Source organism: Crocinitomicaceae bacterium (assembly GCA_016708105.1).
In the GTDB taxonomy this organism is placed as follows: Bacteria; Bacteroidota; Bacteroidia; order Flavobacteriales_D; family Crocinitomicaceae; genus JADJGJ01.
This window is the reverse complement of sequence record JADJGJ010000001.1, coordinates 426,727-439,582: the sequence shown is the minus strand read 5'-3', so window position 1 is coordinate 439,582 and position 12,856 is coordinate 426,727. Positions and strand designations below refer to the sequence as shown.

Here is a 12,856-nt window from a genome sequence, read left to right as displayed (position 1 = left end):
TAGTCTAAAAAGAGCATAATAAATATTTGAAGGAACAAATTTTCTTTACCTTTTTGGGGTTTTTTTTCCCCTCCCCACCTGGTTTGCCCAATTTCGGTTTTGGTAAAGGAACTCTGGGTCCAATTCTTGAAAAGGAAAAAATATTTATGATTTTTTTGCCTTGGGAGGCTCGTGTCAGCGATTGTTTAAGTTCTTTTGGATTCGCTTTGATAATTCTTGAATAAAATTTGAAAGCAATTGTTACTAACGGCAGCCAACAAAAGCTCCCCCCTTTGGTGGGATGCTCCATATAGGTATGTGTTTTGAATTTGTGTTGATAAGTACAAAGGTTTACCCCCTTGGCTGTTAGAACCCCCCCTGTTTTGTGCCAAATCGACTCCCCCATATATATTAATGCTTATAGCATCCCAATAGTGGTTTTACTTTGTCTTTACAGATTCGTTTGAAGTTTTTTAAAAGTAGCAACCGCTTCTTTATCCTTTTTAATATGACTCTTTGGGGGTACTTTTAACGATGCGCCAAAGTGCCTTTTAACATAATGACGCAAGCTGTTGTAATTAACTCCTTTAATAAAATTATTTTCCACCCACGCATGTAATTGTTTGTAGCTTGAAAATGCGGCATCCCCTGAACAAAGCTTCAATTTAATTTTCTTATGCACAGACTTACTTATTATGGAGGGCTTAAATCCAATTCTACCATCCTTTAATAATTCGGATATACCGCCCTTTTTGATATTTAGTCCGCCATGTCTGAATACTGTTGTGATTTACACCTATCAGTTCCCCCTATCATTCTTGCCTAAGGCCGATCAGAACGCTTGATCTCAATAAGCATTTTTATTTTCGGACCGTGTGGTCTGCAGATTTTTTAAGAGACTTCTTAAGTCCTTAAGCGATTCTTTCACCGTAAGAGAGTGCATTTGCCATACCTCAATATATAAATTTTACATTTTTTTTTATTTTATTTAGGAAAAAAAAATTGGCAATTTTTTTTTTATAAACCGCCCTTTTTTTAATAGCTAATGGTATTAAATGATAAAACAACCTAAAAAGCATTCGGTAAAGTTTCGGCTCGTGAAGTTAGTTCTAAGGCACAACTTTTGCCCAAACCGTTAGAGCAGGACAATTAATTTTAATCCCAAATACGTTCTTCTTTTAATTCAATCACGTTGCCGAAAAATAGTTTAGAAGTTTCTTCAAATGATTCAGTATAATCAGAAATGAAAAACAAATTTTTTCCACCTTTTTTCTTGTTGAGTAAATTCAGTTCTTTTAATGTCTTACGGGTATAATCTGCTACCACAGTTGCTGAATCAATCACTTCTACCGGCCGTTTAAAGTAGGCAGTCACTTCTTTTTTAATTAAAGGATAATGAGTACAAGCAAGAATAAGCGCATCAATTTTTTCAAAGTTTTTGGTTGTGAGATACGAGTGAATAATAGTTTTTGAAATTTTATTATTAAAAAATCCTTCCTCAATCATGGGAGCTAAAAGAGGCGTTGCTGTTTGCGGGACTTCAAGAGCGGGATTTGCCTTGTTTAATTTTCGTGGATAAATACGTGACTTGATTGTTCCACGTGTTGCTATCACACCAATTTTTCCTTTTTTATATTTTGATAAACAATATTCAACCGTTGGATCAATCACGTTAATGATTGGAACTTTGGGATAAAACTTTTTCAAATCAGCATAAGCATGAGCTGAGGCAGTATTACATGCAATTACAATGGCTTTGCATCCTTTTGCAAGAAGAAATCCGGTAATGCGTTTTGAATACATGATGATAGATTCTTTTGATTTATCACCATAAGGTAAGTGGGCGGTATCACCAAAATAAATGATGGTTTCGTTGGGTAGTGCATCAGCAATAGCCTTTGCAACCGTGAGCCCACCGATACCTGAATCAAAAATTCCGATTGGTTTATTCATGGTGTAAAGGTATTAAAATAAACCCATGTTCAGAAGCGCTAACCGCCAAACGAAACCCGGTGCAAAATTTTTTCAGTTGCCCCGGTTTGTGATTGCATAAAGGTGGTAACCTGATCACGCAAATCAGTTTTGATCAAACTTTGCAAGGTGTTTTCAAACGACATCGCATCAGAAACAGAAAAACCAATTCCGTTACGAATGAATAATTCTGCCTCAGGATATTTTGCATGGTGAGGTCCAAAAATAACCGGCAAACCAAACGCGGCAGGCTCTAAAATATTATGAAGTCCTGTTTTAAAAGCTCCACCAACATAAGCAAGATCAGCATAACCATACACATGCATCAACATGCCAATATTATCAATCAAAAGAATTTCAGCATCCAAATTTTTTTCCGTGAGCTGTGAATATCTCACCAATTTTTTATTCTTGAAAAATGATTCAGCCATGCGCAATTCCGACTCGTGAATTTCATGAGTAGTCAGTATGATTTTCCATCCTTTTCCCAAATTATTCAGACCGGTAGAAACCGCATTCAAATCAGGACTCCACAATGATCCACAAACAAAAATACGATGCCCCTCAGCAAATCGGTCAATCAACTCAAATCTTTTTGCTGCGCGTGAATTTTTCATCACCCGATCATATCGTGTATCACCTGAAACAAAAGATTGAATTCCAATTTTTGATAACAATTCTTTTGATGCATCATCTTGCACAAAAATAGCAGTAACCGCCTTTAAAACTTTGCGCATGTATGAGCCATACCATGTAAAAAAAATCTGTTTTTCTCTGAACACAGCACAAATAGAATAGAAAGGTACTTTATGCCTAGATGCAGTGAGAATATAGTTTGCCCAAAATTCATACTTCACAAAAAATATACGTGAAGGATGCAGCATGACCAATAATCTTTTAGCGTTTTTTACAGAATCAGTTGGCAGATAAAAAATCAAATCAGCCAATTCATAATTCCTTCTTATTTCATACCCTGATGGAGAAAAAAAACTGATGGCAATTTGACATTTTGATTCATATTTCATGGCTTCAATAACAGGGCGCGCCTGTTCAAATTCACCCAAACTTGCGCAATGAAACCAATAGAGCGGCACAGTTCTGTCACGTTTATCACGGCAAAATGTTTCAACTTTTTTCCAAGATTCATGTCTGCCCCTCACCCATTTGCGGGCTTTCACGTTCCATAACGCGAAAACATGTACCATCAAGGTATAAGTCCAAACGCCAATGGAATAAAATACTTTCATTAATCGTAGAATATTTCGTCTGCCTGTCTTTTGTAAATTGGAATCATCCAACCGAATTTAACGCTGTGAAAAAAATCAAGTTTCATACCCGGATCAGGTCCTTCCAAATCAAAAAGATAACTGCGTTGACTGTAGGTAAAGCCTTGGATAAATTCAAGTCCGGCATAAAAATTCAAGAATCGGTAATTGGCCTGGTACAAGTATCCAATGAATTGTTTGGTAGCAAAGCCCATGGTTAAATGATCATACCCTTTCATATAATCACTTTCCAATTGCGGCACCACATCATAAATACTTTCAATGCGTATTTTATGCATCAGGTAACCTGCGCCAATATTGATCCACAAACCACTGTTGGGGTTATGACCAAGCTTATTAAAAAGATATCCAACTGAAAAATTTGCACTTGCACCACGCATCAGAAATAATACAATCGCCGGCTCTCCTGTCATTCCGGTAATAGTTCCATACGAATTATATACCCCATCAAATATGGTTGAATCTTTCAGTTGATTTCCAAAAATAAACCCACCATCAAAACCCATGGTCAAACCAGACTTGAATTTATATTGAATATCACCACCAACAAGACTGTTAAAACCCCAGCGGTCAGCCACATCACCTGCAGTCAAGTTAAACTTATAATTAACTCCGCTGAAGAATTGATTGATAGATGAATCACGCACATTCAACTGGGCATGAAGTGAAAAAGGAATTAAAAAAAAGAGATAGAACAGACGTTGCATGGCACAAACTTAAAAAAACCTGACCAAATAAACGTCTCAAACCACGTATTATTGGTTATATTCGCAGATATTTTTAGAAAACGAATCAAACCGCCAATTGCGGAAGAAATTTACCGATTCAGATTTTTATCCGAATCAGTTAGGAAAAAACGAAAACTTTAAACGCATGAAACCAATTCAAATGGTGGATCTCGTGTCGCAATACGAAGCCATCAAAACTGAAGTTGATCAGGCCATTCATCAGGTCATTCAAACTGCCACATTCATCAACGGACCAGAAGTAAAAGATTTTCAAATTGATCTTGAAAAATATCTTGGTGTTAAACATGTGATTCCTTGCGCTAACGGAACTGATGCCATTCAGATTGCGCTTATGGCACTTGACTTGCAACCCGGTGATGAAGTAATCACATCTGATTTCACCTTTGCCGCAACAGTTGAAGTAGTTGGTCTTTTAAGATTGAAACCCATCATTGTGGATGTAGATGCTGACACCATGAACATTTCAGTTGATGCTATTAAAAAAGCCATAACACCAAAAACAAAAGCGATCATTCCGGTACATTTATTTGGACAATGTGCGGACATGGAACCCATACTCAAACTTGCAGCAGAACACAATATTGCTGTTGTTGAAGATACTGCGCAGGCTATTGGAGCCGAATACACGTTTAGCAACGGAAAAAAAGTAAAAGCCGGCTGCATGGGTGATATTGGTACAACCTCTTTTTTCCCTTCAAAAAATTTAGGATGTTACGGTGATGGTGGTGCCATTTTTACCAATAACGATGAGCTGGCAGGCCTCATGCGCTCTATTGTCAATCACGGCATGGGTAAAAGATATTACTATGAGCGTATTGGTGTAAATTCAAGATTGGATTCCATTCAGGCTGCTATTCTACGCATTAAACTTAGACAACTGGATGCCTACGCATCACGCAGAAATCAGGCAGCTGCACATTATGACAATTTTTTCAAACAAATTCCGGGTGTGAAAATTCCGGCAAGAGCAAAAAATTCAACTCACGTTTTTCATCAATACACTTTGCAGATTGATGGCATCAACCAATTTGAAATGCAAGAAGCATTACAGAAAAAAGGTGTGCCTGCCATGATCTATTATCCGGTGCCTATTCACACCCAACAAGCATACGGGCCTGAAAATTTTAAACACGAAAATTTTCCGGTTACTAATCACTTGTGCAAAACAGTTATCTCATTTCCTATGCATACTGAGCTAACCTCAGAACAACTTGATTTAATTTGCAACTCAGTGAAAGATTATCTTGCTTCTAAATAATTGCATCAATCTATTTAACACATGAAAAAAATTGCAGTAGTAGGAACAGGCTATGTTGGACTTGTAACCGGTACTTGTTTTGCCGAAACAGGAAACAAAGTAATTTGCGTTGATATTGACCAAAACAAAATCAAACGGATGCGCGATGGTGAAGTACCAATTTACGAACCTCATCTTGATGTTATTTTTGAGAGAAACATTCGTGAAAATCGTCTGAGTTTTACAACCAGTTTAGATGAAGCAATTAAAGAAGCAGAAATTATTTTTCTTGCTTTGCCTACGCCTCCGGGTGAAGATGGTTCAGCTGATCTGAGATATGTACTTGGTGTTGCAGATGATCTTGGAAAAAAAATCACATCCTATAAAGTCATCGTAGATAAATCAACGGTGCCCGTAGGTACAGCTGAAAAAGTTCGCGCAGCCATTGCAAAACATGCTAAAGTTGATTTTGATGTGGTGTCAAATCCTGAATTTTTACGTGAGGGTTTTGCAGTAGATGATTTCCTGAAACCTGATCGTGTGGTAATTGGCACCAGCTCAGACAGAGCAAGAAATGTAATGCGTGAATTATATAAACCATTTGTGCGTCAGGGAAACCCGATCATTTTCATGGATGAAAAATCTGCTGAATTAACAAAGTACGCCGCCAATTCTTTTCTGGCCACTAAAATTACGTTCATGAATGAGATTGCCAATTTTTGTGAAAAAGTGGGAGCAGATGTAGATGATGTGCGCATAGGAATTGGATCTGATTCACGCATTGGAAAAAGATTTTTATTCCCGGGTATTGGTTTTGGCGGAAGCTGTTTTCCAAAAGATGTACAGGCACTTGTTAAATCAGGCAAAGAAGCAGGGCACAATTTTAAAATTATATCTGCCGTACTAGATGTAAATGAAGGACAAAAAATTCGTCTGGTTGAAAAAGCTGAAAATTATTTTGGCAATCTAAAAGGAAAAAAAATTGCGCTGTGGGGTTTGGCATTCAAACCTGATACAGACGACATACGTGAAGCGCCATCACTTTATATCATTGATCAACTGCTGGCAAAAGGAGCAAGTGTTACAGCGTATGATCCTGAAGCCATGCAAAATGTGAAAACATTGTATGACGGTAAAATAATTTTCGCAACTGAACAATACCAAACACTTGAAGGAGCAGATGCACTTATGATAGCAACTGAGTGGTCTGCATTCAGAAATCCTGATTTTGATTTAATGAAAAAAAATCTGAATGAACCGGTAATTTTTGATGGCAGAAATTTATTTGATTTGGATGAAATGAAAGATAAAGGCTTCTATTACGAAAGTATTGGACGTAAAACAATTTTACCTTAATGACCAACGATAAGAAAAGAATATTGATTACAGGTGCTGCCGGTTTTTTAGGTTCGCATTTATGTGACCGTTTTGTGAAAGAAGGTTTTCATGTTATTGCTATGGACAACCTCATCACGGGGCGTCTTAAAAATATTGAACATCTTTTTCCGCTGGAAAATTTTGAATTTTACAATCATGACGTAACAAAGTTCATTCACATTCCCGGAAAATTAAATTACATTTTGCATTTTGCATCTCCGGCCAGTCCAATTGATTACCTGAAAATTCCAATTCAAACTCTAAAAGTTGGTTCGTTGGGTATTCACAATTGCTTGGGACTTGCAAAGGCAAAAAATGCTACCTTAATGATTGCTTCTACATCAGAAGTGTATGGTGATCCGCAAGTGCATCCGCAAACGGAATCTTATTGGGGACATGTCAATCCAATTGGACCACGCGGAGTGTATGATGAAGCAAAAAGATTTCAAGAAGCCATGGTGATGGCATATCATAATTTTCATGGATTGGATACGCGCATTGTACGAATTTTTAATACTTACGGTCCTCGCATGCGGTTGAATGACGGACGCGTTTTACCGGCATTCATCGGTCAGGCATTACGCGGTGAAGATTTGACAATTTTTGGCGATGGTTCTCAAACCAGATCATTCTGCTACGTAGACGATTTGGTTGAAGGTATTTTCAGACTTTTACATACCACATATCATCAACCGGTAAACATTGGTAATCCTGACGAAATTACTATACGTGAATTTGCAGAAGAGATCATCAAATTAACCGGAACACAACAGAAAATTGTTTTCAAACCTTTGCCTGAAAATGATCCAAAACAACGTCAACCGGACATTACATTGGCTAAAAATTTATTGGGATGGGAACCAAAAATAAATCGCGCTGAAGGATTGAAGAGAACATACGCCTATTTTAAAAGTCTGACCCCGGATGAATTGAAAGAAGTTGATCATCATAATTTTGATAAATACATCATCAAATAATCGCATGACAAATCAGGAAAAAATATTTTTTGCGCATGAAACGGCCGTCATTGATGAAGGTTGTGAAATTGGAAAAGGAACAAAAATCTGGCACTTTTCTCATGTCATGCCTCATTGCAAAATTGGTGAGAACTGCAATATTGGACAAAACGTGGTGATATCACCTGATGTTGTTTTAGGGAATAATGTAAAAGTTCAAAACAATGTTTCAATTTATACCGGCGTTGTCTGTGAAGATGATGTTTTTTTAGGGCCATCTATGGTTTTTACCAATGTGATTAACCCGCGCAGTGCAGTGAACCGACGTAACCAATACCTTCAAACTATCGTAAAACGTGGAGCTTCAATTGGGGCAAATGCCACCATTGTTTGCGGACATCCAATTGGTGCTTTTGCTTTTATTGGTGCAGGCGCAGTAGTGACGAAAGAAGTTCCTGACTATGCTTTAGTGGTTGGAAATCCGGCAAAACAAATTGGTTGGATGAGCAGCTACGGACACAGACTTGAATTTAAAGAAAACCTTGCCACCTGCCCTGAAAGTGGAGAAGTTTATAAATTAGAAAACAATAAAGTAACCCGTATCAAATAATGGGAAATTCAACTAAAATAAAATTCGCCGTGGTTGGTTGCGGACACATTGGTAAAAGACATGCCACCATGATTCAACGCAATGATGAATCAGAATTAATTGCCATGGCTGATAGCCGTCCAAAAAATGAATGTGGCGGTATGGAAGATTTTGAAGGCGTTCCGTTTTTTAATTCGGTGGATGAACTGTTGGCATCTGATCTCAAATTTGATGTTGTAAATATTTGTACACCCAACGGTTTGCACGCTGAACAAAGTATCAAAGCCCTGCAGACCGGACACCATGTAGTTTGTGAAAAACCCATGGGACTAACCAAAGATCAGTGTGAGAAAATTATTTATACTGCACTTCAGCATTCCAAACAGGTTTTCTGTGTAATGCAAAATAGATACTCACCTCCGTCAGAATGGATCAAAGAAATTATCACCAATAAATTACTGGGTGAAATTTACATGGTGCAATTGAATTGTTATTGGAACCGTGATGAGCGCTACTATAAAAAAGGTGGATGGAAAGGAACTTCAGATCTTGATGGTGGAACACTTTTTACACAGTTCTCTCACTTCATTGATATCATGTACTGGTTGTTTGGTGATATCACAAATATTCAGGGAAAATTTGCAGACTTCAATCATAAAGACACTACCGACTTTGAAGATTCAGGATTTGTAAGTTTTGATTTTTTAAACGGAGGAATGGGTTGTATCAATTATTCTACCGCAATTTGGAATACCAACTTAGAAAGTTCAATGACCATTATTGGTAAAAACGGTAGCGTAAAAATTGGTGGTCAATACATGAACGAAATTGAAGTGTGCAACATAAAAGATTATACAATGCCTACACTTCGTCCTTCAAATCCGGCCAATGATTATGGGGCTTACAAAGGATCTGCAGCCAATCACCATCACATCATTGAAAACGTGGTTGACTCATTGAAAAACAGAACAACACCGACAACCAATGCCTTGGAAGGATTAAAAGTGGTTGAAATTATTCAGCGCATTTATGAAGTGCGCGATACACACATGAAAAATCAGAAATAATTATTTTGTCAGATAAATTTATGAGCAGCATTTACGAAAAACTGGTAAAAAAAGAAACCAAATTAGCCGTGATTGGTTTAGGATATGTAGGTCTTCCAATTGCACTTGAGTTTGCTAAAAAAATTAAAGTAGTTGGATTTGACATCAATGAAAAACGCGTTGACATGATGCGCAATAAAATTGATCCCAGCAACGAATTAGCATCAAAAGATTTTGAAGGATGTGATATAGAATTTTCAGAAAACATTCATGATTTGAGTGATGTTACTTTTTTTATCATTGCTGTTCCAACTCCCATTGATGCAAGTAATTTACCTGATCTTACTCCATTGATTGGCGCAAGCCGCACCGTTGGTAAAGTGCTCAAAGCAGGTGATTATGTTGTGTACGAATCAACCGTTTATCCCGGCTGTACTGAAGAAGATTGTATTCCAATTCTTGAACGAGAATCAGGATTAAAATTCAGATCAGATTTCAAAGTTGGTTACTCACCTGAGCGGATTAATCCGGGTGATAAAGTGCATACTCTTTCATCCATTGTAAAAGTAACTTCAGGTTGTAGTGAAGAATCAGCAGAGCAAGTTGCAAAGGTGTATGAACTGGTTGTTAAGGCCGGGGTTCACCGTGCTGCTTCAATCAAAGTTGCCGAATCTGCAAAAATTATAGAGAACACACAACGTGATGTAAATATTGCACTGATCAATGAACTCTCCATTATCTTCAACCGCCTTGGCATTAACACCTACGATGTATTAGAGGCAGCCGGAACAAAATGGAATTTTCTGAAATTTCAACCCGGTTTAGTGGGTGGACACTGCATTGGCGTTGACCCGTATTACCTTACCCACAAAGCAAAACAATTGGGTTACCACGCAAAAATTATCAACTCTGGTCGTTATGTAAATGACAGCATGGGATTTTATGTTGGTAAACAAACCGTAAAAAAAATGATTGCACAAGGTAAAAATCCAATGGAATCTAAAGTGCTGATCATGGGTGCAACATTCAAAGAAGATGTATCAGACATACGCAATTCAAAAGTAGTGAACGTGATTTCAGAATTGGAATCGTTTGCCTGCAAGGTTGACGTAATTGACCCGCATGCTGATTCAAAAGAAGTCTATCATGAATACGGATTCAACTTATGTGAAAAACCATCTAATGATTATGACGCCATCATCATTGCCGTAAATCACAAAGAGTATTCAAATTATTCTGAAAATGATTTGAGAAAAATGCTGCGCGGTGACAAAGGTTTAATTGTTGACCTCAAAGGTATTTACCGCAATAAAATTAAGGGTATTGAGTATTGGTCGTTGTAATAAATACAAATTTAACCTATTGGCTTTATTGCACGCTCTCACTCTCTCACTCACGCTGATTTTACCTAACCACGGTCAAACTCCCCGTAAAAATTTCACTTGTGCCAACCGTCTTTGATAATGAAAATTCTATTTCGGTGATGAAGGTGGTGATTGAATAAATTTCTGGTGGAACTAGAAAATGAAAACCGCCCGCTCTTTTCAGAACGGGCGGTTTTTTTTGTGCTAATTATTGTAAGTAAACCAAGGAAATACTTATTTGTCTTTCACCTCTTCAAAATCTACATCTTCAGCCTCTGCGCTGTTACCTGAACCGGTATTGGTATCTGCTCCAGCTTCTGGTCCTCCTTCAGTGCCGCCGGTATTGGCGTACATATCCTGACTTGCTGCCTGGAAAACATTGTTCAAGGTTTGCATAGCGGTCTCCATTCTGGCGAAATCTTTTGCTTGATGTGCAGCTTTCAAATCAGCTAATGCAGTTTCAATCGGTGCCTTTTTATCTGCCGGAATTTTATCTCCGTATTCACTCAATTGTCTTTCTGTTTGGAAAATTAATGCATCGGCCGCGTTCAATTTATCTGCTTCTTCACGACGCTGTTTGTCTGAGTCAGCATTCGCAGTTGCTTCAGCTTTCATTCTATCAATTTCAGCCTGTGATAATCCGGATGACGATTCAATTTTAATGGATTGTTGTTTTCCGGTTGCTTTGTCTTTTGCTGAAATGCTCATGATTCCGTTTGCATCAATATCAAAAGTCACTTCAATTTGTGGTGTCCCTCTGCGCGCCGGTGGAATGTCAGATAACTGAAATCTTCCAAGTGTTCTGTTATCAGCCGCCATTGGACGTTCACCTTGCAGCACATGAATGTCAACTGCTGTTTGATTATCTGCAGCGGTAGAAAATACTTCTGACTTTTTTGTTGGAATAGTTGTGTTGGCTTCAATTAATTTTGTCATCACACCGCCCATTGTTTCAATTCCTAATGAAAGTGGAGTTACATCAAGTAACAAAACATCTTTCACTTCACCGGTCAATACACCACCTTGAATTGCTGCACCTACTGCAACTACCTCATCCGGGTTCACTCCTTTTGAAGGTTCTTTTCCAAAGAATTTTTTAACCGCTTCTTGTATCGCCGGAATTCTGGTAGAACCACCTACTAAAATTACCTCATCAATATCAGAAGTAGAAAGACCTGCATTTTTCAGTGCTGATTTACATGGTTCAATTGTTCTTTTAATCAAATCATCAATCAACTGTTCAAACATGGCTCGTGATAAAGTGCGCACCAAGTGTTTTGGAATTCCATCAACCGGCATAATGTAAGGCAGGTTGATTTCAGTTGTTGAAGAAGATGACAATTCAATTTTTGCTTTTTCAGCCGCTTCTTTCAAACGTTGCAATGCCATTGGATCTTTTCTCAGATCAATGCCTTCATCTTTTTTAAATTCTTCAGCCAGCCAGTTGATAATTTTATCATCCACATCATCACCCCCAAGGTGTGTATCACCATCAGTTGACAATACTTCAAATACACCATCACCTAATTCAAGTACAGATACGTCATGCGTACCACCACCAAAGTCAAACACTACAATTTTCTGATCTTTATTTTTTTTGTCAAGACCATAAGCCAGCGCTGCGGCAGTTGGTTCGTTGATGATTCTTTTCACTTTTAATCCAGCAATTTCACCTGCCTCTTTGGTAGCCTGACGCTGAGCATCATTGAAATAAGCAGGTACGGTAATTACCGCTTCTGTCACTTCTTGCCCTAGATAATCTTCTGCTGTTTTTTTCATTTTCTGAAGAATCATGGCAGAAATTTCCTGGGCGGTATATTGTCTATCTCCGATTTTTACACGCGGTGTATTGTTGTCTCCTTTTACTACTTCATAAGGCACACGGGCAACCTCCTTAGATGCCTGATCAAATGAAATACCCATGAAACGTTTAATTGAATAAATCGTTTTCGTAGGGTTTGTGATAGCCTGACGCTTTGCCGGATCACCCACTTTGCGTTCTCCTCCATCAACAAATGCAACAATGGAAGGTGTTGTTCTTTTTCCTTCGGCATTAGTAATTACAACTGGTTCATTACCCTCCATCACAGATACACAAGAGTTTGTAGTTCCTAAGTCGATTCCAATAATCTTACTCATATTAAACGTGTTTTTTGTTTTTACTTCGTTTTGGTTTTTTTAATTCCCCGCATGTCATTCTCAATTGGCATGCCAGTGATAAAACACGCATTCAAACGCTGGTTTTTGTCAGATAAGCCGTCAATAAAGGGCTGAACATGTGACATATCGTCAGAATTGAGTA

At 38.0% G+C, this 12,856-nt stretch carries 12 protein-coding genes; 6 read left to right on the top strand and 6 right to left on the bottom strand.

Annotation, left to right across the window (positions count from 1 at the left end):
* Nucleotides 1–4: 4 nt before the first annotated feature.
* The 5 genes from IPH66_01800 to IPH66_01780 all read right to left on the bottom strand — a co-directional run bounded on the left by IPH66_01800 (nt 5) and on the right by IPH66_01780 (nt 3,943).
* Nucleotides 5–289, bottom strand: coding sequence for a hypothetical protein (locus IPH66_01800; GenBank protein MBK7128085.1), 285 nt, complete (start codon nt 287–289; stop codon nt 5–7).
* Between the two features lie 141 nt (nt 290–430).
* Nucleotides 431–661, bottom strand: a complete 231-nt coding sequence (locus IPH66_01795; protein MBK7128084.1) for a winged helix-turn-helix domain-containing protein — start codon at nt 659–661, stop codon at nt 431–433.
* 473 nt (nt 662–1,134) lie between these two features.
* A complete protein-coding gene (locus IPH66_01790) occupies nt 1,135–1,932 on the bottom strand; it encodes a glutamate racemase (GenBank protein MBK7128083.1) in 798 nt (265 codons plus the stop codon).
* A 38-nt stretch (nt 1,933–1,970) separates the two neighbouring features.
* Nucleotides 1,971–3,197 carry a 3-deoxy-D-manno-octulosonic acid transferase gene (locus tag IPH66_01785; GenBank protein ID MBK7128082.1) on the bottom strand — a complete coding sequence of 409 codons (1,227 nt, stop codon included), beginning with the start codon at nt 3,195–3,197 and terminating at the stop codon, nt 1,971–1,973.
* The gene (locus tag IPH66_01780) at nt 3,197–3,943 is read right to left on the bottom strand and encodes a hypothetical protein (GenBank protein ID MBK7128081.1); all 747 of its coding nucleotides are present in this window, start codon (nt 3,941–3,943) and stop codon (nt 3,197–3,199) included. The genes IPH66_01785 and IPH66_01780 overlap by 1 nt, the downstream gene beginning before the upstream one ends.
* A gap of 166 nt (nt 3,944–4,109) precedes the next feature.
* Here IPH66_01780 and IPH66_01775 point away from each other — a divergent pair, with 166 nt between their 5' ends.
* Genes IPH66_01775 through IPH66_01750 form a run of 6 tightly spaced genes read left to right on the top strand, consistent with a single transcriptional unit; the run spans nt 4,110 to nt 10,533 of the window.
* A complete protein-coding gene (locus tag IPH66_01775) occupies nt 4,110–5,243 on the top strand; it encodes a DegT/DnrJ/EryC1/StrS family aminotransferase (protein MBK7128080.1) in 1,134 nt (377 codons plus the stop codon).
* Nucleotides 5,244–5,264: 21 nt separating this feature from the next.
* The gene (locus IPH66_01770; GenBank protein ID MBK7128079.1) at nt 5,265–6,578 is read left to right on the top strand and encodes a UDP-glucose/GDP-mannose dehydrogenase family protein; all 1,314 of its coding nucleotides are present in this window, start codon (nt 5,265–5,267) and stop codon (nt 6,576–6,578) included.
* Entirely contained in the window at nt 6,578–7,576 is a 999-nt protein-coding gene (locus IPH66_01765; GenBank protein MBK7128078.1) for an SDR family oxidoreductase, read from the top strand. The genes IPH66_01770 and IPH66_01765 overlap by 1 nt, the downstream gene beginning before the upstream one ends.
* Nucleotides 7,577–7,598: 22 nt before the next feature.
* Nucleotides 7,599–8,165 carry an N-acetyltransferase gene (locus IPH66_01760; protein MBK7128077.1) on the top strand — a complete coding sequence of 189 codons (567 nt, stop codon included), beginning with the start codon at nt 7,599–7,601 and terminating at the stop codon, nt 8,163–8,165.
* Nucleotides 8,165–9,211, top strand: a complete 1,047-nt coding sequence (locus tag IPH66_01755) for a Gfo/Idh/MocA family oxidoreductase (GenBank protein MBK7128076.1) — start codon at nt 8,165–8,167, stop codon at nt 9,209–9,211. The genes IPH66_01760 and IPH66_01755 overlap by 1 nt, the downstream gene beginning before the upstream one ends.
* Nucleotides 9,212–9,231: 20 nt before the next feature.
* The gene (locus IPH66_01750) at nt 9,232–10,533 is read left to right on the top strand and encodes a nucleotide sugar dehydrogenase (GenBank protein MBK7128075.1); all 1,302 of its coding nucleotides are present in this window, start codon (nt 9,232–9,234) and stop codon (nt 10,531–10,533) included.
* Nucleotides 10,534–10,788: 255 nt separating this feature from the next.
* On the opposite strand, the gene dnaK is transcribed toward IPH66_01750, so the two are convergent.
* Nucleotides 10,789–12,693: a molecular chaperone DnaK gene (gene dnaK / locus IPH66_01745; GenBank protein MBK7128074.1), complete on the bottom strand. Its 1,905-nt coding sequence runs from the start codon at nt 12,691–12,693 to the stop codon at nt 10,789–10,791.
* Between the last annotated feature and the right edge of the window lie 163 nt (nt 12,694–12,856).

Bases quoted from the DNA above. Each gene is read 5' to 3' on its own strand.
- IPH66_01800 (MBK7128085.1), bottom strand. From the start codon at position 289: ATGGAGCATCCCACCAAAGGGGGGAGCTTTTGTTGGCTGCCGTTAGTA.
- IPH66_01790 (MBK7128083.1), bottom strand. From the start codon at position 1,932: ATGAATAAACCAATCGGAATTTTTGATTCAGGTATCGGTGGGCTCACG.
- IPH66_01785 (MBK7128082.1), bottom strand. From the start codon at position 3,197: ATGAAAGTATTTTATTCCATTGGCGTTTGGACTTATACCTTGATGGTA.
- IPH66_01780 (MBK7128081.1), bottom strand. From the start codon at position 3,943: ATGCAACGTCTGTTCTATCTCTTTTTTTTAATTCCTTTTTCACTTCAT.
- IPH66_01775 (MBK7128080.1), top strand. From the start codon at position 4,110: ATGAAACCAATTCAAATGGTGGATCTCGTGTCGCAATACGAAGCCATC.
- IPH66_01770 (MBK7128079.1), top strand. From the start codon at position 5,265: ATGAAAAAAATTGCAGTAGTAGGAACAGGCTATGTTGGACTTGTAACC.
- IPH66_01765 (MBK7128078.1), top strand. From the start codon at position 6,578: ATGACCAACGATAAGAAAAGAATATTGATTACAGGTGCTGCCGGTTTT.
- IPH66_01755 (MBK7128076.1), top strand. From the start codon at position 8,165: ATGGGAAATTCAACTAAAATAAAATTCGCCGTGGTTGGTTGCGGACAC.
- IPH66_01750 (MBK7128075.1), top strand. From the start codon at position 9,232: ATGAGCAGCATTTACGAAAAACTGGTAAAAAAAGAAACCAAATTAGCC.
- dnaK (MBK7128074.1), bottom strand. From the start codon at position 12,693: ATGAGTAAGATTATTGGAATCGACTTAGGAACTACAAACTCTTGTGTA.